Raw genomic sequence first — 22,153 nt, 5'->3', positions numbered from 1 at the left:
CCACTGCCCGGCGTACACGTTCGACGAGAGCCGGGGCGTCTGGACGCAGGACGCCGACCTGCGCTTCCCGGCCGTCACCGACGACCCGGCCGAGGTGCTCGACCCGACGTTCTACACCCATCGCCCGGTGACCTCCCCGGCCATGAACGCGCTCATCGAACGGCACGGCGGCGACGGCATCGTGGTGTCGCGGCGCGAGTGCGTGCGGCGCTATCCGGTCGCCCGGCAGTGGCTCGCCGCCGCCGGTCTGACGCTGCCCGAGGACCCGGCCCGGCTGCGGGAGTGGTCGATCCTGATGGCGCTGACCGGCGTCTGCAACGCCGTCGACCGGGGCCTGGTGCCGGCCGGGCACGAGATCGTGGTGCACGGCACCGGCAGCTACTGCGACGACTTCCGGATCGCCGAGGCCGACGCCGAGGTGTCCACGCTCGCCGACGTGGTCGCCGCCGTCCTGGACCAGCGGTGAGCCCGTCTCCGCAGCCGCTCGGCCTGCCGCCGCGGCTCGCCGCCGGGGCGCGCGCCGCGGGCGTCGACCCGGCCGCCGTCGTCCTCACCGCCACCGCCCTGGTGGTACGCCGGTACACCGGAGCCCCCGCGGTGACGCTGCGGCACGGCGACGACCCGGTGACGCTCGACCTGACCGCCGACGCGCCGATCCGGGAGTTGTGCCGGTCGCTGTGCCCGGCGCCGCCGGACCACCCGGTCGACGCCACCGTCGAGGTGAGCCCCGACCTGGCCGGCGTCACCGTCTCCGGGCTGCCCGCCGCGTACGCCGACGACCTCCGCGCCGACCTGGCCGACGTCCTGTCCACGCTGGACCCGGCCGCCTCGTCGGCGGGGTTGCTGCCGTCGGCCCGCTACGAGCGGCGTCCGGCGCCGGACCTGTGGCGGCTGCACGGTGGCGACGGCACCGAGGCCGATCGGGTCCGCGGCGACACCATCCCGGCCGCGTTCGCCGCGGCGGTGCGGGCGTACCCGGACAGGCCGGCGGTGCTCGCCGACGACGCGACGGTGACCTACCGGGAACTCGGCGCGGCAGTCGCCGCGACCGCCGAAGCGCTGGCCGGGCCGGGTGACGTCACGGCGCCGGTGGCGGTGCTGTGCCGCCACGGCGTCGCCACGATCACCGGCATCCTGGCGGCGCTGGCGTCGGGGTCGCCGTACGTGCCGCTGGACCCGGCGTACCCGGCGGCCCGGCTGGCCGCGATGCTGCGCGACGCAGGCGTCCGGGCGATCGTCGCGGACCCCGGCCACGCCGGGCGGGCCGCCACGCTCGCGGCCGACGCCGGGCTGGAGCTGCCGGTCGTGTCGTTGCGCCGGGGCGACCCCGGCGTGCCGGTGCCGGCCGGGCCCGCGCGCCCGGACGACCCGGCGTACGTGCTCTACACCTCCGGGTCCACCGGGAAGCCGAAGGGCGTGGTGCAGAGCCACCGCAACGTGCTGTTCGGCGTCCGCAACCACGTGCGCAACTTCGCCGTCCGGCCGGACGACCGCACGAGCGTGCTCACCTCGTTCGGCTACGACATGGCGGTCACCGACACGTTCGGCGCGCTGCTGTCCGGCGCCGCCGCCGTCCCGGTCGACGTCCGCACGCACGGCCTCGGCCACCTCACCGGTGCGCTCGCCGACCGGGGCGTCACCGTCTACCACTCCACCCCGACCGTCTTCCGGTACGTGATGGCGAGCCTCGGCGAGCACGGGCGGCTGCCGTCGGTCCGCGCTGTCGTCCTCGGCGGCGAGGAGGTCACCCGGCACGACGTGACGCTGGCCCGGCGGTCGTTCGCGCCGGGCGTGGTGTTCGTCAACGGGTACGGCACCACCGAGATCAGCTTCGCCGCGCAGCACCACCTGCCGCCGGACGCCGACCCGGGGCGCGCAGTCGTGCCGATCGGGCACCCGCTGCCGGGCGTCGAGGTGGTGCTGACCGACCCGGCCGGACGCCCCGCCTGCCTCACCGGCGAGGTGGTCGTGCGGACCCCGCACGTCGCGCTCGGCTACCTGGGCCTGCCGGAGCTGACCGCGGCCCGGTTCACCGAGCACGACGGGGTGCGCGCGTACCGGACCGGTGACATCGCGCGGCGGCTGCCCGACGGCACGCTCGTCTACCTGGGCCGCGGTGACCGGATGGTGAAGATCCGCGGCTACCGGGTGGAGCTGGGCGAGATCGAGGCGTGCCTGGCGGCGCTGCCGGGCGTGGCCCACGCGGCGGTGGTGGCGCGACGCGGTGCGTCCGGCGCGGGCGAGCAGGAGATCGTCGCGTACGTGGTCGGCGCCGCCGGTACGGTCGTCGAGCCGGGAGCGCTGCGGGAACGGCTGGCCGGTGTGCTGCCGGACTTCATGGTGCCCCGGGCGGTGGTGGCGGTGCCGGAGCTGCCGATCGGCCCGACCGGCAAGCTCGACCAGGCCGCCCTGCCCGACCCGGACGCCGGCCACCCGGCCGCCGGAGGGCCGCACGCGGGGCAGCCGGCCGCCGACCGCCCGGATGCCGGGGGACCGCCGGCCGGGCCGGTCGAGCAGACCATCGCGGCGGGCTGGCGCACGGTGCTCGGACTGACCACTGTGGGCCGCCTGGTGAACTTCTTCGAGGCGGGCGGGCACTCGCTCCAGCTCGCCCTGGTGCAGGGGTACCTGGAGGAACACCTCGGCCGCCGGGTGCCGCTGGCCCGGCTGGTGGAGTTCCCGACGGTGGCGGCGCTGGCCGCGTACCTGGAGACGGCCGGGGACGCCGCGGGCGTACCGGAGGACGGCCGGCTGACCGCGGTCGGACGCCGGATGGCCCGCCGTGCCGCCGCGCGGGCCGCCGGCGGCGGGGAGGGACGGGCGTGAGCGAGGACGACCGGATCGCGGTGGTGGGCCTGGCCTGCCGGGTGCCCGGCGCGGACGACGCACCGGCGCTGTGGCGCAACCTGCTGTCCGGGGTGGACTCGGTGCGCCGGGTCCCGGCCGGGGAGGGCGCGCCGGGCGGACCGGACTGGGTGTCGGCGTTCGGCCGGCTCGACGACCTGGAGGGCTTCGACGCGGACCTGTTCGGCTATCCCGCCGCGGCGGCGGCGCTGCTCGACCCGCAGCACCGGCTGTTCCTGGAGGTCGCCTGGCACGCCCTGGAGGACGCCGCGATCGACCCGGACCGCGACCCGGCCCAGATCGGCGTGTTCGCCGGATGCGCGCCCAGCCGCTACCTGCACCACCACCTGCTCGGCAACCCCGCGCTGGCCCCGGCGGCCGGCACGCTCGCCGAGGACTGGGACGACGCGCTGACCGGCTCCGGCTGCGACTACCTGCCGACGCGCACCGCGTTCGCGCTGGGGCTGTCCGGCCCGGCCGTGGCGGTCCAGACCGCCTGCTCGACCTCGCTCGTCGCGGTGTGCCAGGCCGGGCAGAGCCTGCTGGACTACCGCTGCGACGTGGCGATAGCGGGCGGCGCGGCGGTGGTCTCGACGCGGCAGGCCGGTTACCGGCTGCGGCCGGGCGGGCTGCTGGCCACCGACGGGGTGTGCCGCCCGTACGACGCCGCCGCCACCGGGCAGGTGTTCGGCAACGGCGCCGGGGCGGTGGTGCTGAAGCGGCTCGCCGACGCCCGCGCCGACGGCGACAACGTGTACGCCGTGCTCGCCGGGTGGGCGGTGAACAACGACGGCGCCGACCGGCCCGGCTTCACCGTGCCGGGCGTGTCCGGGCAGGCGGCGGTGATGGCGGAGGCGCTGGCGTCGGTCGGCTGGGACGCGGTCGACGTCGGTTACCTGGAGGGGCACGGCACCGGCACGCCGGTGGGCGACGCGATCGAGGTGGACGCGCTGGCCCGGGTACGCCGGGGCGCCCGCGGCCCACTGCTGCTCGGCTCGGTGAAGGGCAACCTCGGCAACCTGGACGCCGCGGCGGGCGTGATTTCCCTGATCAAGGCCGTGTACGCGGTCCGCACCGGGCAGGTGCCGGGTACCGCGCACTTCACCGGCGCGCACGACGACGTCGACCTGGCCGCCGCGGGCGCCGAGGTGGACGCGCAGACTCGGCCGTGGGCCTACGAGCGGCGCGCGGGCGTCAGCTCGTTCGGTCTCGGCGGCACCAATGCGCACGTGCTGGTCGAGCCGGCGCCCGCGACGGACGCGCCGGACGCCGGGGCACCCGGCCCGGTGGTGCTGGGACTGTCCGCGGGCAGCCCGGCGGCGCTGCGGGAACTGGCCCGGCGGCTGGCCCTCCGGCTGGCCGACGGCGACCTGGCGGTGGCCGACGTGGCGCACACGCTCGCGGTGGGACGGCGGCGGCTGGCATACCGGGACGCGGTCGCCTGCGCCGACGCGGGGGAGGCGGTGCGCCGGCTGACCGCGCTCGCGGCGGGCGACCCGGCCTCCGACGACGACGCCGCAGTCCGCGCCTGGCGCGCCGGTGACGAGCCGGCCGTCCCGCCGGGCCGGCGGGTGCCGCTGCCCGGCTACCCGTTCCGGCGGACCCGGCACTGGATCGAGGCCCGACGATGACCGTCCGCGACGATCAGCGCGACCAGCAGGTCGGTCCCGAGCTGCCCTACCCGCAGGTGTGCCTGCCCGACCTGGTCGCGGCGCACGCCCGGCGGCGTCCCGGCGCCCCGGCCGTGGTGCAGGGCGACCTGACGCTCAGCTACGCCGGCCTGGTCGGCCGGGCCGCCGCGCTGGCCGCGTCGCTGCGCGCCCACGGCATCGGCGCGGACGACCTCGTCGGCGTCTGCGTGGACCGTCGCCCGGACCTGGTGGTCGCGCTGCTCGGCGTGCAGGCGGCCGGCGCCGGGTACGTCCCGCTCGACCCGGCGCTGCCGCCCGGGCGCTTGCGCGAGCTGGCCGCCGAGGCCCGGCTGCGCGTCGTCGTGGGAACGCCCGCCGCCGAGGCGTTCACCGGACGCACCGTGCTGGACGTCCCCACCGGCACCGCGCCCTGGCAGCCGACCCCGGCGACGCTCGGCACCACCGCGTACGCGATGTTCACGTCCGGGTCGACCGGGCAGCCGAAGGGCGCGGTGATCGAGCACCGGGCGCTGACCGAGAAGGTCACCTCGATCGCGGAGTTCTCCGGGTTCGACACGGCGACCCGGTGCCTGGCGTTCGCCTCGATCGGGTTCGACGCGTCGGTGGTCGACATGCTCGCCCCGCTCGCCGCCGGGGGCACCGTCGTGCTCGCCGGTGACGCCGAGCGGGCCGACCCGACCCGGCTCTACCGGATCTGTGCCGAGCAGGCGGTCGACGTGGTGGTGCTGCCGCCGCCGATCCTGCCGCTGCTGGACCCGGTCCGGCTGCCCGGCGTGCGGCTGGTCGTCACCGGCGGCGAGGCCACCGGCCCGGAACAGGTCGGCCGCTGGACCGCCGGCGGGCGCCGCTTCATCAGCGTGTACGGCCCGACCGAGGCGACGGTGCTGGTGACCTGGTTCGAGGGCAGCGGCGACTGGACCCGGCCCATCCCGATCGGCCGGCCCGCCGCCAACCACCGCATCCACCTGGTCGACGACGAGCTGCGCGAGGTCGGCCCGGGGGAGATCGGCGAGGTGCTCGCCGGTGGGCCCGGGCTCGGCCGCGGATACCTCTTCGACGCCGCCCGCACGGCGGAACGGTTCCTCCCGGACCCGTTCTCCGGCAAGCCCGGGGAGCGGCTCTACCGCACCGGTGACCTGGCCCGGTGGCTGCCGGACGGGAGCCTGGAGTTCCTCGGCCGGGCCGACCGGCAGGTGAAGATCCGCGGGCAGCGGATCGAACTGGGCGAGGTCGAGGCGGTGCTGCGCCGCCACCCGGACGTCGACCTGGCCAGCGTCCAGGTCCGCGCCGGCGCCGGCGGTCAGGAACTCGTCGCGTACGTGGCGACCGGCCTGGACACCGCCGAGCTGCGTGACTACTGCGCCCGGCTGCTGCCGCCCGCCGCCGTACCGGCCGGGATGCACACCATGCCCGCGCTGCCGATCACCATCAACGGCAAGATCGACACCGAGCGGCTGGCCGCGCTCGACCTGGCCGGACCGGCTCCCGTGCCGTCCGGCGAGCCGCCCGCCACCGACACCGAACGCCTCGTCGCGCAGGCGTGGGCGGCGCTGCTGGACGTGCCCGCGGTCGGCCGCGACGACGACTTCTTCCACCAGGGCGGGCACTCCATCACCGCGATGCGGCTGGTCGCCGACCTGCGCGAGCGGCTGGGCCGCGACCTCGCCATCGAGGACGTGCTGGTCGGGCGGACGCCACGCGGCATCGCCGCCCGCGCCGACGCAGCCGCCGGAACCGGCCCGGCCCCGGTCGTCCGGGGACGGCCACCGGCGCTGTCCCCGGCACAGCAGCGGCTGTGGTTCCTCGACCGCTACTTCCCGGCCGCCGCGTCGGCGTACAACGTCGCGTTCGCCGAACGGATCACCGGCCCGCTCGACGTGGCGGCGCTCGCCACGGCGCTCACCGCCGTCGCGGACCGGCAGCAGATCCTGCGCTGGCGCATCCCGGAGCGCGACGGCGTGCCGTACGCGGTCGCCGACCCGTCCACACCGGTGCCGCTGCCGGTACGCGACCTCGCCCCGGGCACGGACCTCGCCGGCCACCTCGCGGCGAGCGCCGCCACACCGTTCGCGCTGGGCACCGACACGCTGTGGCGGGCCGAGCTGATCCGCACCGGCGACGGCGAGCACGTGCTGGCCGTCTACGCCCACCACGCCGTGTTCGACGGCTGGTCGCAGTCGCTGTTCTACGCCGACCTGGCCGCCGCGTACCGGGCCGCGCTCGGGGACGGGCCGCCGCTGCCGCCGCTGCCCGCCACGTACGGTGACTACGTGGCCTGGCGCGCCGACCGTGCCCGGCGTCGCGCCGCCGCCGACCTCGACTGGTGGCTGGACCACCTGACCGGGGCGCCGGTCGTGCTGCGGCTCCCCGGTGGACGGGACCGGCCGGCCGAACAGACGTACACCAGCGCGACGGTGCGTACCCGGCTGGACCGGGCCGCCACTGCCGCGCTCACCGACCTCGCCGCCGGGCTCGGCGCGACCCCGGCGGCCGCCGTGCTCGCCGCGTTCGCGCTGGTGCTGGCCCGGCGTACCGGCCTGCCCGACCTGGTGGTCGGCACCCCCACCGTGGACCGGCGGGCCGCCGACTTCGAGGCGATGGTCGGCTTCTTCATCGAGATCGCGCCGCTGCGGCTGCGCCGGACGCCCGGGGCCGGCTTCGCCGCGCACGTCCGCGCCGCCTGGGAGGAACTGCTCGCCGCGCTCGCCCACCCGGAGGCGCCTGTCGAACGCATCGTCGGCGGCCTCGGGCTGGGCGGCCTGCTCGACCGCAGCCCGCTGGTGCAGGTGCTGTTCAACATGTACACGTTCGACGAACCCCGGCTGGACCTGGCCGGGCTGTCCGCCGAGCCGGTGCCGGTGCCCGCACCCGGCTCACCGTTCGACCTCACGCTCTACGGCATCACCCGGGACGGGCGGCTGCGCGTGGAGATCGTCTTCAACCCGGACGTCTACGGCGAGGCCCTGATCACCGACGTGCTCGCCGACGTCGAGCGGTTGCTGCGGGCCGGCGTCGCCGACCCGGAGCGGCCGGTGGCCGAGCTGCCCGCCTGGACCGCCGTCCCGGCCGGAACGGCCGACGACGTGCCCCGGGCCGCCCGGGTGAACCGGGCCGGAGGCCGCGCCGGGGTGCCCGCCGCCCGCCCGGCCACCGCCACCGAGCGGCGGATCGCCTCGGTCTGGTGCGACGTGCTCGGCGTACCGGAGGTGGCCGCGACGGACAGCTTCTTCGACGTCGGCGGCGGCTCGCTCGCGGTCGCGGTCGTGCAACGGCAGCTCAACCGGCTGCTCGGCACGAATTTGCGGGTCGTGGACCTGTTCCACCACCCGACCGTCCGCGCGCTCGCCGCGCACCTGGACAGCCTCGGTGCGCCCTCGTCCGGCGAGGACGCCGAGGACGAGGCGGTGGCACGGGCCGCGCGCCGGGGCGCGCTACGCCGCCAGCGGGTCCAGCGCCGCCCAGTGGTGGAGGAGGAGCCGCGGTGACGTACCTGGTCCCCCTCGGCGACACCGGCTGGTCGGTGTGGCGGGACGTGCTGCTGCGCAGCGCCGGGTTCACCGCCGACGGACTGGACCGGTTCGCCGCGCCGGACTGCGCCGACGCCGCCGACCGGCATCTGTCCGGCGAGCTGGACGAGACGGCTTTCAGCGCCGCGTACGCCACCGCCGTCCGGGCGTCGTCGGCGGCGCTGTGCGGGATCGCCGCCGACCCGCTGTTCCGCGAGGCCGTCGCCTGGCAGAACCCGGAGGCGCTGGTGGCGCTGGACGGGCTGCTCCGCGACGGCCCGGACGCACCCCGCAACGTGCGCCGCCGGGGCCGGGAGAACGTCGTCGCCGGGTACTGGCAGCGCTACGTCGCCAAGTGCGAGACCATCGGCTTCTTCGGGCCGGTGTGCTGGGGCACCGTGGCACCTGGTGCGCCCGGCGTCACCGCCGTGCCCGGCCCCGGACTGCTCCGCCGCCGCGCCGTCCACCTCGAACACTGGGCGCTCGCCGCGTACGCGGACCGGCTGGCCGCCGACCCGCAGGTCCGGCAGTGGCTGGCCCCGGTCCGGGCGCCGCACGTCCACCTGGCGGACCGGGTCGTGCACCGGCCGGCCCAGCGCCCGGAACCGGTGTCGCTGAGCGAGTCGATCGCGCTGTGCCGGTGCGACGGCACCCGCCCGGCCCGGGACGTCGTCGACGACCTGGTGCGCGACGGGCAGACCGGCGTGCGCCGCGCCGCAGAGGGGTTCCTGCTGCTGGCCCAGCTCGTCGAGCGAGGGCTGCTGCGCTGGGACTTCGACCTGCCGCAGGGCTTCGCCGCGCAGGAGCACCTGCGGGAGCGGATCGCCGCGATCGGTGACCGGGAGTGCCGCGCGCGGGCGCTGGCCGGGCTGGACCGGCTGGCCGCCGCCCGCACCCGGGTCGCCGACGCCGCCGGTGACCCGGCCGCCCTCACCGCCGCGCTGTCCGCGCTGGACGCCGAGTTCACCGCGCTCACCGGGTTGCCGCCGCGCCGCCGGGCCGGGCAGAACTACGCCGGGCGGGCGCTGTGCCACGAGGAGACCGCACGCGACGTGGACCTCACCGTCGGCGGCGGCCTGCTCGACTCCCTGGCCCCGGCGCTGGACCTGCCGCTGCGGGCGGCGCGCTGGCTCACCGCCGAACTGGCCACGGCGTACGGCGACGCGCTGCGCGACCTGTACGACGACCTCGGCGGCGACGGGCCGGTCCGGCTCGGTGACCTGTGGTTCGTCGCGCAGGGGCCGCTGTTCGGGCCCGGTGACCGGCCGGTGGACCGGGTCGCGGCCGAGTTCGCCGCCCGCTGGGAGCGGGTGCTCGGACTGGCCGGACTGCCCGAGGGAACGACCCGGGTGGAGTTCGCCGCGGCCGAGCTGGCGCCCCTGGTGGCCGACGCGTTCCCGGCCGGCCGTCCCGGCTGGAGCGCGGGCCGGGTGCACAGCCCCGACCTGCAACTGTTCGCCGAGTCACCCGAGGCGCTGGCCGCCGGCGAGGTCGGGGCGGTGCTCGGCGAGCTGCACGCCGCGTACGCCACGTTCAACGCCGAGCTGTTCACCCACTGCCACCCCGACGTGGACCGGCTGCGGCGCGCGTACGCGGCCGACCTGGGCCCGGGACGGCTGCGCCCGCTCTACCCGGTCGACTTCCCCCGCGTCGGCGGGCGGTTGTCCGCGTCCCTGCACGGGCCGGACGACCACCGGCTCGCGTTCGCCGACGCGCCCGGCGCGCCGCGCGACCGGCTCGTGCCGGCGAACGCGGCGATCGTGTCCGAGGTGGACGGCGTGCTGGTGGCGACCGGCCCGGACGGCACGCGCTGGCCGCTGGTCGAGGTGTTCTCCGACCTGATCGCGGTGCACGCCGGTGACGCGTTCAAGCTGATGACCGACCGCCCGCACAGCCCCCGGGTGACAGTCGACCGGCTGGTGCTGGCGCGGGAGACCTGGCGCACCACGGTCGGGGCGACCGGCCTGGCCGACGCCGTCGACCAGGCGCGGCGCTACCTCGCGGTACGCCGGTGGCGGACCGCGCTGGGCCTGCCGGAGCGGGTCTTCGTCCGGGTGGCCACCGAACTCAAGCCCACCTACGTGGACCTGACCAGCCCGCTCTACGCCAACCGGCTCTGCCTGCTGCTGCGCGCCGCCCGGCGGTCCGGCGGCGACGACGTGACGGTGACCGTGTCGGAGCTGCTGCCCGCGCTCGGGCAGGCGTGGCTGCCCGACCGCGCGGGCCGCCGCTACGTCAGCGAACTGCGCCTGCACATCAGCGATTCGGCCGAGCCGGAGGTCATGGCGTGAACGAGACAGTGGAGCCGATCGCGATCGTCGGGCTCAGCCTGCGCGTGCCGGGGGCGGCGTCGGCGGAGGAGTTCTGGCGCAACCTGGTCGTCGGCGCCGAGTCGCTCACCCGGTTCACCCGCGCGGAGCTGCTGGCCCGGGGCGTCCCGGCGGAGCAGCTCGACGACCCGGCGTACGTGCCGGTGGCCGCCGTGCTCGACGGCGTGGACCGGTTCGACGCGGAGCTGTTCGGGCTGAGCCCCCGCGACGCGGAGCTGACCGACCCGCAGCAGCGGCTGTTCCTGGAGCACGCGCACGCCGCGCTCACCGACGCGGGCTGCGACCCGGCCCGCTACGACGGCGAGATCGGCGTGTACGCGGGCGGCAACGCCGACCTGTACCAGTGGCTCAACGTCCGGCGGAACCCGCGGGCGCTCGCGGACGCCGGTGAGCTGCGCGTGTCGCTCGGCAACAAGCCGGACTACCTGGCCAGCACCGTCGCGTTCCGGCTCGGCCTGCGCGGCCCGGCGATGACGGTGCAGACCGCCTGCTCGTCGTCGCTCGTCGCGGTGCACCTGGCCGCCGAGGCGCTGCGCAGCGGCGAGTGCGACACGGCGCTGGCCGGCGGCGTGTGCGTGGAACTGCCGCACGGCGTCGGGTACGTCGCCGACGAGGGCTACACCTCCGCCGACGGGCACTGCCGCCCGTTCGACGCGGACGCCGACGGCACCGTCTACGGCAGCGGCGTCGGCGTGGTCGTGCTCAAGCGGCTCTCCGACGCGCTCGCCGACGGCGACGACATCCGGGCGCTGGTCATCGGCAACGCGGTGAACAACGACGGCTCGGCCAAGGCGAGCTTCACCGCGCCGAGCGTCACGGGTCAGGTGGAGGTGGTCACGCAGGCGCTCGCGGTGGCCGGCGTCGCCCCGCGTTCGGTCGGGTACGTCGAGGCGCACGGCACCGGCACCGTCCTCGGCGACTCGATCGAGCTGGCGGCGCTGAGCACGGCGTACGGGCGGCGCACCGCCGAGCGCGGCTGGTGCGGGGTCGGCTCCACGAAGGCCAACATCGGTCACCTCAGCGCGGCCGGCGGCGTGATCGGCCTGATCAAGACCGTGCTGTCGATGCGGCACCGGCTCATCCCGCCCACCGTCAACCACGACCGGCCGCACCCGGACATCGACATCGAGGCGAGCCCGTTCTACGTGGTGTCCACGCTGACCAAGTGGGAGCCCGAGGACCAGCGGCCGCTGCGGGCCGGCGTCAGCTCGCTCGGCCTCGGCGGCACCAACGCGCACCTGGTGCTCCAGGAGGCGCCGCCGCGCGTACCCCCGGAGCCGGATCACGGCGGCGGCGAGCTGCTCCAGGTGTCCGCCGCGACGCCCGACGCGCTGGCCGCTGCTTGTGCCCGGCTGGCCGAGCGGCTCACCGGCGGGCCCGATGTGGGGCTGCGCGACGTGGCGTACACGTTGCGGGAGGGCCGGCCGGCGTACCGGCACCGGGCCGCCGTCGTCGCTGTCGACCGGGCCCGGGCGGCGGCGGCGCTCACCGACCCGAAGCGCCGGGCCGCCGGGGACGCCGCGACGCCGCCCCGGGTGGGCCTGCTCCTGCCCGGGCAGGGCGCGCAGCACCCCGGCATGGGCGCGCACCTGGCCGCTACCGAGCCGGTGTTCGCCGCCGCCGTGGACGAGTGCGCCGCGATCCTCGGCTGGGACGCGGGCGAGATGATCTTCGACGCCGGACCGGGCGCGGACGAGCGGCTGGCCGGACCGGCGGTGGCGCAGCCCGCGCTGTTCGCCGTCGAGTACGCGCTCGCGGCGCTGTGGCGGCACTGGGGCGTCACGCCCGCCGCGATGATCGGCCACTCCGTCGGCGAACTGGTCGCCGCCACGGTGGCCGGGGTGTTCGACCTGCCGGACGCGCTGCGGCTCGCCGCCGCCCGGGGCCGCCTCGTGCAGGCCGCGCCGGAGGGCCGGATGCTCGCCGTGCAGCGCGGCGCCGACGAGATCGCGCCGCTGCTGCCCGACGGTGTCGCGGTGGCGATCAGCAACGGCCCGCACACCTGCGTGGTGGGCGGCGCGCCGGAACCGGTCGCCGCCGCCGAGGTCCTCCTGCGCGAACGCGGCATCGGCTGCACGCCGCTGCGGTCGCCGTACGCGATGCACGTGCCGCTGCTGACGGCGGTGCGCGACGAGTTCGCGGCGCTCGTGGCGGCGGTGCCGCGCCGGGCGCCGGACCTGCCGGTGTTCTCGGCCGCGACCGCCGCGCCGTTCACCGACGAGCAGATCACCGACCCGGCGTACTGGGCCGACCAGCTCTGCCGGCCGGTGCGGTTCGGCGCCACGGTGGCCGCGCTCGCCGCGACCGGCGCCGCCGACGACTGGCTGCTGCTGGAGTGCGGCCCCGGCCGGCAGCTCGCCGGTCTGGCCCGGCTGAGCCTGCCGGCGGGAGCCCGGGCGCCGCTGCGCACGCTGCCCGCGCCGGGGGAGCGGCTGACCGGCAGGCAGACCGCGTACGAGGCGGCGGGCCGGCTGTGGACGGCCGGGGTGCCGGTGCGACTGCCCGCCTCCGGCACGCCGCGCCGGGTGCCGCTGCCCGGCTACCCGTACCAGCGCGCCCGGCACTGGATCGACCCGGAGCCGGCGGCCGCGCCCGCCGGACCGGCCACCGACGAGCGGTACGACGACGGCGTGGTCGAGGTGCCGGTCTGGGGTCAACTGCCCGACGCCGCTCCCGTCGAGGCGCCCGGCCCGCTGCTGTTGTTCGCCGCAGGGGAGCGCGGCACGGCGCTCGCGGACCGGCTGCGCGAGCGCGGCGTGGACGTCAGGGTGGTACGTCCCGGACCGGCCTTCGCGGTCCGCCCGGACGGCTACCGGCTGCGCCCGGCCAGCGTCGCCGACCACCAGCGCCTGCTCGACGAGTGCGCCGACGACGGCCGGGCCGCCCGGATCGTGCACGCGTGGGCGCTCGACGGCGACCCGGCCGGCCCGGACGCCGACGCCGTGGCGGCGGCCCAGGAACACGGGTACCTCGCGCTGCTGACGCTGCTGGAGGCGTTGCCTGCCGCCGACGTGGCGCTGGACGTGGTGACCGCCGGGACGGCCGACGTGACCGGATCCGACCTGCTGCGCCCGGAACATGCCACAGTCGCCGGGGTGGTGCGCTCGGTGCCGCTGGAACGTCAGGGACTGCGTTGCCACTGGGTCGACGCCGACCCGGCCGACCCGGGCGCGGACGCGCTGGCGGACGAACTGCTCGGCGCCGAGCGGGCCGAGGCGGTCGCGCTGCGGCTGGGCGGGCGCCGCTGGACACGAGGGTTCACGGCCGCGCCGGCGCGCCGGCGTACCGGGTCGGCACTGCGCGACGGCGGGCGCTACCTGATCACCGGCGGACTGGGCCGGATCGGCGGGGCGTTCGCCGCCGAACTGGCCCGCCGGGGCGCGCGGCTGGTGCTGGTCGGCCGGACCGCCCGGCCGGACCTGGTCGAGGCGCTGGAACGGGCCGGGGCGCAGGTCCGCCACGTGCGCGCCGACGTGACAGACGTGGACGCGCTGCGGGCGGTACGCGCCGACATCGAGGACGACCTCGGCGGACTCGACGGCATCGTGCACGCCGCGCGGCTGCCCGACACCGGACTGTCCACCGGGTCGCGGCCGGCCGAGGCGACAGCCGAACTGCTGCCGAAGGTCACCGGCGCGCTGGCGCTGCGCGCGGTCTTCGGCGACATGCCGCTCGACTTCGTGCTGCTCAGCTCCTCGGTGACCGCGCTCGCCGGTGGCCTGGGCCGCGCCGACGACACGGCCGCCAACGCGTTCCTCGACGCGTACGCGCGCAGCCCGCACGGCTGGCGGGCGCCGGTGCTGTCGGTGGCCTGGGGCGCGTGGCGGGAGGAGGGCGTACCCGACCACGACGGGCTGGCCCCGGACGCCGCGGTGCGCGCGGCGTGCCGGGTCCTCGCCGAGGGGCGGACCGGCTCGGTGGCGATCGGCGCCTACACGGTGGGGGCGGTCGCCGGGCACGAGCGGCGGCTCGCCGCGACCACGGCGGCCACCGCCTCGACGGTGACCGCCGCCGACGGCGACCTGCAGGACACCGTCGCCCGGATCTGGCGTGACGTGCTGGGCGTGGCCGAGGTCGGCCCGCACGACGACTTCTTCCGGCTCGGCGGCACCTCGCTCGTGGCCGCGCAGCTGGTGCTGCGGATCCGGCAGGCGGTGGGCGCCCGGCTGTCCATGCGGGTGCTGTTCGACGCGCCCACCGTCGCGGCGATGGCCGCCCGGATCGAGTCGCTGCGCGCCGCCCCGTCCGCCTCCGCACCTGCCGAGGCGCCCATCCCGCGTCTGCGCCGACCGGGACGGCCGGGATGACCGAGTCGCGCCACGACGTCACGCCTGTGGACGACGTCTACACCGTTCCCGCCTCGTACGCCCAGGAGCGGGTCTGGTTCACCGCCCAGCTCAGCCCCGGGCAGCCGCTGTTCACCATGACCGACGCGGTCACCCTGCCGGCGGGCGCCGGGCCGGAGCAGGCGCTCGCCGCGCTGCGGACGGTCACCGACCGGCACGAGGCCATGCGCACCACGCTGCGCCTGCACGACGGGCGGCTCTACCAGGACATCCACTCCACGGTCCCGGTGGAGCTGCCGGTCACCGACCTGTCCGCGCTGCCCGAGCCGGAGCGGGACGCCGCCCGCGCCCGGATCGTCGCCGAGTACGCAGGTCTCGACCTGCCGATGGACGCTGCCCCGCTGTGGCGGGGCCGGCTGCTGCGGCTCGACCCGGACACCTGGTGGCTGCTGTTCGCCGGGCACCACGTCGTCCTCGACGGCACGTCCCTGCTCCACCTGCGCGCCGAGCTGACCGAGCTGTGCGCCGCCGCCGTCGCCGGCCGCGCGCCGGACCTGCCCGAGCTGCCGATCCAGTACGCCGACTACGCGGCCTGGGAACGCGACCGCCTCGACGGCCCCCGGTGGGACGAGCTGCGCGACCACTGGCGGGAGAAGCTGACCGGCCTGCCCGCCGTGCACGCGCTGACCACCGACCGGCCGCGCCCGGCGACGCTCACGTTCGACGGCGCCGACGTCCGCCGCACGCTGCCCGGGCCCGTGACGGCGGCGCTGCCGGAGCTGTCCCAGCAGGCCGCCGCGACTCCGTTCATGGTGCAGCTGGCCGCCTACGTGGCGCTGCTGCACCGGCTGTCCGGGAGCGACGACGTGGTGGTCGGCATGCCGGTGGCCGGCCGGGACCGGGCCGAGCTGGAACCGCTGCTCGGCATGTTCATGAACATGCTGGTGCTGCGCGTCGACGTGTCTGGCGATCCACCGTTCCTGACGCTCGTGCGCCGGGTCCGCCGGGTCGTGCTCGACGCCTGGGACCACCAGGACATGCCGTTCCAGAAGCTCGTCGAGGAGCTGGCGGTACGGCGCGACCCCGGTGTGCCGCCGCTCTACCAGCTCACGTTCCACCACCTGCCGACCGGCCGGGGCGAGGCGTTCGGCGGCGCCATGGACGACCTGTCGCTGGAGATCGCCGGGGACGAGCTGCGGCTGGAGTACCGCACCGCGCTGTTCGAGCGCGCCGCGATGGAGGCGTTCGCGGACCGCTACCTGCTGCTGTTCGCCGCCGCGGTGGCGGCGCCCCGGACCCGGGTGAGCGCGCTGCCGGTCATGCCGGACACCGAGCACGCGGCGGTCGTGACCGGCTGGAACGCCACCGCCGCCCCGGTTCGCCGGACCACGCTGGCGGAGCTGTTCGACGCCCAGGCCCGGCGCACGCCGGACGCGGTCGCGCTGGTCGACGGCGACACCCGGATGACGTACGCGCAGTTGTCCGACGCCGCCGAGCAGGTGGCGTCGCGGCTGGTAGCGCACGGCGTGGGACCGGAGTCGGTGGTCGCGATCCACGAGCCCCGCTCCCGCCGCCTGATCGCCGGGCTGCTCGGCATCCACCGGGCCGGCGCGGCGTACCTGCCGCTGGACCCGGACCACCCGCCGCAGCGGCTGGCCTTCATGCTCGCCGACGCCGGCGCCGGGGTGCTGCTGGCCGACGAGCTGCCGGACGGGCTGACCGTCCCGGGCACCGTGCTGCCGCTGACCGCGCCGGACCGGCCGCCCACCGCCGCCGGCACTGCCGCCGGGCCGGGGAACGCGGCGTACGTGATCTACACGTCGGGCTCCACCGGACGGCCGAAGGGCGTGGTCAACGAGCACGCCGCGATCGTCAACCGGCTGGACTGGATGCAGGACGCCTTCGCGCTCGGACCGGACGACGCGGTGCTGCACAAGACACCGATCGGGTTCGACGTGTCGGTGTGGGAGGTGTTCTGGCCGCTGCTCGTGGGCGCGCGGCTGGTGCTCGCCGCGCCGGGCGGGCACCGCGACCCGGCGTACCTGCGGGAGCTGATCGAGCGGGAGCGGGTCACCACGGTCCACTTCGTGCCGTCGATGCTCGACGCGTTCCTGTCCACGGCCGCCCCGGCCGCCCCGGCCGGCCCGGCCCGCTGCGGGTCGCTGCGGCGGATCGTGTGCAGCGGCGAGGAACTGCCCGCCGACCTGGCCCGCCGCGCCGTGGCCGCGATCCCGTCGGCGGCGCTGCACAACCTGTACGGACCGACCGAGGCGGCGATCGACGTCACCGCCTGGGCGGCCACGCCCGACGCGCTGGCCGGCGTGACCCGGGTGCCGATCGGCGGGCCGATCCGCAACGTCCGCACGTACGTGCTCGACGAGGCGATGCGCCCGGTGCCGGTCGGCGTGGCCGGGCAGCTGCACCTCGGCGGCGTTCAGGTGGCCCGCGGCTACCTGAACCGCCCCGGACTCACCGCGGGCGCGTTCGTCCCCGACCCGTTCGGCGAGCCCGGCGGCCGGCTGTACGCCACCGGTGACCTGGCCCGCTGGCGTACCGACGGGACGCTGGAGTTCCTCGGCCGCATCGACGACCAGGTGAAACTGCGGGGCCTGCGGATCGAGCTGGGGGAGATCGCCGCGGTGCTGCGCGAACAGCCCGGCGTCGGCTCCGCGGCCGTCGTCGTGCGCGGCGCCACGCCCGCCGAGCAGCGTCTCGTGGCGTACCTGACGGGGGAGGCCCCGGACCCGGCGGAGCTGCGGGCGGCGCTGAGACGGCGGCTGCCCGAGTACATGGTGCCGTCGGCGTTCGTGACGCTCGACGCGCTGCCGCTGTCCGCCAACGGCAAACTCGACACCGCCGCGCTGCCCGCACCCTCGTCCGGCGTCGCCCCCGCGCAGCGCCGTCCCCCGGTGACCCCGGTCGAGCAGACGGTTGCCGCCACCTGGCGCGACGTGCTGGGCGTGCCCGAGGTCGGCCTGGACGACGACTTCTTCGAGCTGGGCGGTCACTCGCTGCTGGCGATCCGGATGCTGGCGCTGCTGCGCGAGGCGTACGGGCAGGTCGACGTCGGCGTGATGGACGTGTTCGCGCACCCGACGGTGCAGGGGCTGGCCGCGCTGATCGACGCCCCGGCGGACGGGGAGCGGCAGCGCCCGCTGCTGTACGAGCTGACCCGGCCGGTCCCGGCGGACCAGCGGGTGCGCTCGTACGTGTGCGTGCCCTACGGCGGCGGGCTCGCCAGCATCTACCAGCCGCTCGCGGACGCGCTGCCGGCCGGGCACACGCTGTTCTCCGTGGCGATCCCCGGCCACGACGTCGGCGTCCGCGACACCGAGCTGCCCTTCGACGAGCTGGTCGAGCGGTGCGTGGCCGAGATCCAGGAGCGGGTGGACGGCCCGCTGGTCCTGTACGGCCACTGCGTCGGCGGCGCGCTGTTGACCGGCATCGCCCGGCGGCTGCACGAGCGCGGACGTCCCATCGAGGCGATCTACGCCGGGGGCGTGTTCCCGACCGCCCGCCCGGACAACATGCTCGGCCGGCTCGTCGACTGGGCCGACTCCCGGGGCGCGGACCGGCGGTACGAGACGTTCCTGCGCTCGATCGGCGCGGAACTGGCCGACCTGGACCCGGCGCAGGTCGACCGGTTCGTCCACCACGTACGGCGGGAGGCCGCCGAGGCGCAGGAGCGGTTCACCGAGTGGCTGGACGGCGAACCGGTCCGGGTGCCCGCACCGGTGATCTCCGTCGTCGGCACCCACGACGTGCTCACCGAGTACTACGAGGAGCGGTACCGCGAGTGGAGCTTCCTCGGCGAGTCCACAGCGCTCGTGGTGCTGGACGAGGCCGGGCACTACTTCGTCAAGCAGCGGGCCGAGGCGCTCGCCGAGGTGCTCACCCGCACCCATCCCCGGCTCGCCGAGCCGTCCGCCGCGCCGTCCGCCGCGCCACGACAGCTCGCCGGTGACGGCTGGGCACTGGCGGCCACCAGCACCGATCCGGTCACCGCCGAGACCGGCGTGCAACCGGGCGTACGCCGGTTCCTGGCCATCACCGCCAGCCAGCTCATCTCGTCGACCGGGTCGGCGCTGACCCAGTGGGCGGTGCCGGTCTGGGTCTACCTGGAGACCGGCTCGATGCTGTGGTTCGGCCTGTCCGGGGTGATCGCGTACCTGCCAGCGCTGCTGACGCTGCCGGTCGCCGGCGCGGTCGCGGACCGGTTCGACAGGCGCCGGGTGCTGCTGGCCGCGTGCGCGACGGCGGTGACAGCGGAGGCGCTGCTGGCGCTGCTGCTCTGGACCGACCGGCTGGGGCTGGCGGCCGTCTACACGCTCGTGTGCGTGCTCGGCGCGGCGTCGGTGTTCCAACGCATCACCTACCTGGCCGCGATCCCACAGGTGGTGCCGAAGCGCTATCTGGGGCACGCCAACGGCATCGCGCAGCTCGCGGTCGGGCTCAGCTCGCTCGCGGTGCCGCTGCTGGCTGCGGGTCTGCTGGCCGCGATCGGCCTGGCCGGCGTCCTGGTCATCGACATCGTCAGCTACGTGGTGGCGATCGGTGTGCTGGCCGCCGTGCGGTTCCCCGACCTGCTCGGCCGGCGGCGCAAGGAGCCGTTCCTGGCGGAGCTGATCGGCGGCGCGCGGATGACGTGGGCCGAGCCGGGCTTCCGGGCCATGCTGGGCTTCTTCTCGCTCTACAACCTGTGCCTGGCGAGCCTGCTGCTGGTGCCGCCGATGGTGCTCGCGTTCGGCACGATGGGCCAGGTCGGCACCGTGGCGTTCGCCGAGGCGCTCGGCGCCGTCCTCGGCGGACTCGCCATCGCGGTGTGGGGCGGCCCGACCCGGCGCCGGATGCCCGCGCTGATCGCCATCGCGTTCGGCGTGGCGGTCAGCCTGGTGCTCAGCGGCGTCCGGCCGAGCCTGCTGCTGGTGGCGCTCGGCAGCTTCGGCGTGGGGCTGGGCCTGGGCCTGCACAACGGCATCTACCTGTCGATCATCCAGGTGAAGGTGCCGCAGCGGTTCCACGGCCGGGTGCTGGCGATCATCCAGACGCTGACCTGGGCGACGCTGCCGCTGGGCTTCGCCGTGCTGGTGCCGCTGAGCGGGTCGCTGCTGGAACCGATGTTCGTCCCCGGCGGCGCGCTGGCCGGCAGCGTCGGCGCGCTGATCGGCACCGGCCCCGGCCGGGGACTCGGGTTCGCGTTCGTGGTGTCCGGGCTGGCCCTGGCCGTGGTGGCGCTCGGCGCCTACGGCGTACGCCGGCTGCGCCGGTTCGACACCGAGACCCCCGACGCGCCGGCGGACGCCACCGAGTGGCTACCGCACCTGCGCCGGGTCGACGATCTGTAGCCGCAGTTCCGAGGCGTACGCCCGGCCGGCCCCGTCGGTCAGCCAGGCGTCGTCCGGGCCGGGCAGCAGCTCGGTGACGGTGAGCCCGACGCCGTCGCCGCCCTTGGCGTGCGCGCCGCGCAGCAGCGTGCACAGCAGCCGGGTGTAGACGCCGCTGGTCAGGTCCACGTAGCTGGGTTTGAGTTCGGTGTCGACCCGCACGAAGATCCGCTCGGGCAGGCCGAGCGCGAGCCGCCAGCGCCGTACCGCGAGGTAGCGTTCCCGCTCGCCCTTGACCGTGTGCAGGCCGGTCTCGCCCACAGTGGTGCGCCACGTCTCGCGGACCAGCACCAGGTCGTCGACGGTGACGCGCGGCGTGCGCCCGGCGTTGCCGGCCAGCTTCCACGTGTCGAACACCTGGTAGTCGAACAGCGGCGCGAACACCTCCAGCAGCGGCCACCGCCGCCCGTCGTCGGCGTGCGCGGAAAGAGCGCCGTCGTCGTCCGGCCGCACGGTCAGGGTCGTGATCGGCACGAGGCGGTCCGGGTCGGCGCCGGGCGCGTCGACGAACCCGAGCTGGGCGTCGGCGGGCCCGTGCAGCCACTCCGCGATCCGGGCGGTGTGCCGGGGCCAGTCCACCGGCGGCAGCAGCCGGACCCGGCCGCCGGGCAGGTCGGCGCGCATCCCGTCGCGCAGCCGCTGCGGGTCCGGGTGCCCGTACGCGAAGAAGTGCGTGTCGAACGCGGCCAGGGCCACGTGCAGCTCGCCGAGCACGACTGTGAAGTCGCCGCGCAGCAGCGCCGCCTCGTCCGGCGCGCACACGTGCACGTCCGGGCTGTGGATGCGGGCGGCGGCCCAGCCGGGCGCGTCGGCGGGGAACGCGGCGGCGACCCGCTCGGTCAGCGCGGCGGCGTCGAACCGCAGCTCCCGGGCGTCGGTGTCGGCGTCGGCCAGGCCGAGCACCGTCGACCACCGGGCCAGGAACTCGGCGGTGACGGCGGCGGCGGGCGGGTCCGCCCCGAACACCACCGCCTGCGCCAGGAACCACAGGTCGGTCACCGGCACGTCCGCGGTGGCCGACTCCGCCGCCAGGTCGCGGTACAGGGCGGCCAGCGCGTCGGCGTACGCCTGCCCGATCGCCGCGGTCAGCCACCGCGCCGACAGCAGCAGCGGTTCCAGCGGCGCGAGCCGTGCCAGCAGCGCGTCACCGAAGCGGACGTCCAGGTCGCGGACCGTCTCCAGGTGGCACAGCGTGCGCCCGGCGTACACCTCGCCGGGCTGCTGCCGCGCGTCCCGGCCGGTCAGTTCCACGAACCGCCGGTCCAGCGCGGACATCGCCGCGGCCAGCGCGTCCGGGCCGTCGGCGGCGGCCACCGCGTCGCGCAGGTCGCTCACCGTCGCGAGGTCGCCGAGCACCCGCTCGCGGACTGTGTCGTCGCCGATCGCGGCGAGCTGCTCGCGCAACGCGTCCTCGGCGGTGAGGTCGACCGGCAGGTCGAAGCCGATCCGCAGCACGCCGCGCCCGGCCAGGTCGTCGAGCTGCGCGTGCACGTCAGCGGCCCGGCGGAAGCCGCTCGCCGGGTCCGCGAGCAGCGCGGCGACCAGGTCGGCCACGCGCGGTCCGCGCCGCGCCAGCGTGAGCAGCGCGGCGGTCGCCGCCGGGAGCGTCTGCGGTGGATGGTGCGGGCGCCGCAGCACCCGGTCGCGCAGGCTCAGGTGCGGGGCCAGCCGCACCGGCAGCCAGTCCCGCACGCCTGGTACGCGGGCGAAGGCCTCCGCGAGCGCGTCCAGGCCCCACCGCTCCAGGAACACCTTCCGGGTACGCGTCAACGCCGCGCCGGGACGCACCGTCGCGATCGGACCGCTGCCGCCCAGCTCGGTCCAGCAGATCGGGCCGAAGAAGCCCACCGTGTCGTTCTTCAGGCAGTACCGCTGCCAGTACTTCGCGACGACCTCCTCCCGGTGCCGCCGGCGCAGGTTGCGCGGGGCGTGCGGGCCGTCGCGCCGGATCGCGTCGACGGCGAGCAGGACCGCAGGGTTCTGCCAGGTCAGCGCCGTACGGAAGGCGTCGTCGCAGGCGATGCCGTAGACCGCCTGCCCGAGGTCGGCAGCGGCGGCGTCGAACGCCGCAGCGAACTCCGCGGCGTCGTCGTCCCCGCGCAGGTGCCGGTCGGCCGCCTCCGCGAGCGCCGGAGCGGCGAACCGGCTCAT

General features: G+C 76.5%; 8 protein-coding genes (1 of these 8 running past the window's edge). 7 read left to right on the top strand and 1 reads right to left on the bottom strand.

The annotated features are described in order from the left end of the window. The 7 genes in view from A4R25_RS09000 to A4R25_RS08970 are tightly spaced (each overlapping or abutting the next) and all read left to right on the top strand, a layout consistent with a single transcriptional unit that may run on beyond the window. Positions 1-466, top strand: the final stretch of a protein-coding gene (locus A4R25_RS09000; protein ID WP_064446283.1) for a DUF6002 family protein. Its footprint begins 890 nt before the window's first position; only the last 466 of its 1,356 coding nucleotides appear in the window; the start codon falls outside the window, past its left edge; it ends in the stop codon at positions 464-466. Next, positions 463-2,826, top strand: a complete 2,364-nt coding sequence (locus A4R25_RS08995; protein WP_064446282.1) for a non-ribosomal peptide synthetase — start codon at positions 463-465, stop codon at positions 2,824-2,826. The genes A4R25_RS09000 and A4R25_RS08995 overlap by 4 nt, the downstream gene beginning before the upstream one ends. Then, positions 2,823-4,475 carry a polyketide synthase gene (locus A4R25_RS08990; RefSeq protein ID WP_064446281.1) on the top strand — a complete coding sequence of 551 codons (1,653 nt, stop codon included), beginning with the start codon at positions 2,823-2,825 and terminating at the stop codon, positions 4,473-4,475. Before A4R25_RS08995 ends, A4R25_RS08990 begins: the two co-directional genes overlap by 4 nt. After that, positions 4,472-7,981, top strand: coding sequence for a non-ribosomal peptide synthetase (locus A4R25_RS08985; protein ID WP_064446280.1), 3,510 nt, complete (start codon positions 4,472-4,474; stop codon positions 7,979-7,981). Before A4R25_RS08990 ends, A4R25_RS08985 begins: the two co-directional genes overlap by 4 nt. Next, a complete protein-coding gene (locus tag A4R25_RS08980; RefSeq protein WP_064446279.1) occupies positions 7,978-10,293 on the top strand; it encodes a lantibiotic dehydratase in 2,316 nt (771 codons plus the stop codon). Before A4R25_RS08985 ends, A4R25_RS08980 begins: the two co-directional genes overlap by 4 nt. Further along, on the top strand, positions 10,290-14,639 hold the full coding sequence (locus tag A4R25_RS08975) for an SDR family NAD(P)-dependent oxidoreductase (protein ID WP_064446278.1): 4,350 nt from the start codon (positions 10,290-10,292) through the stop codon (positions 14,637-14,639). The genes A4R25_RS08980 and A4R25_RS08975 overlap by 4 nt, the downstream gene beginning before the upstream one ends. After that, positions 14,636-19,963, top strand: coding sequence for a non-ribosomal peptide synthetase/MFS transporter (locus tag A4R25_RS08970; RefSeq protein ID WP_064446277.1), 5,328 nt, complete (start codon positions 14,636-14,638; stop codon positions 19,961-19,963). The genes A4R25_RS08975 and A4R25_RS08970 overlap by 4 nt, the downstream gene beginning before the upstream one ends. Here the strand turns inward: A4R25_RS08970 and A4R25_RS08965 are convergent. After that, positions 19,931-22,153, bottom strand: coding sequence for a lantibiotic dehydratase (locus A4R25_RS08965; protein WP_231915463.1), 2,223 nt, complete (start codon positions 22,151-22,153; stop codon positions 19,931-19,933). The genes A4R25_RS08970 and A4R25_RS08965 overlap by 33 nt on opposite strands.

The sequence above is a fragment of the Micromonospora sp. NBRC 110037 genome (genome assembly GCF_001652995.1).
Taxonomy (GTDB): Bacteria; Actinomycetota; Actinomycetes; order Mycobacteriales; family Micromonosporaceae; genus Micromonospora; species Micromonospora chalcea.
This window is presented reverse-complemented; position numbering and strand designations above follow the sequence as displayed.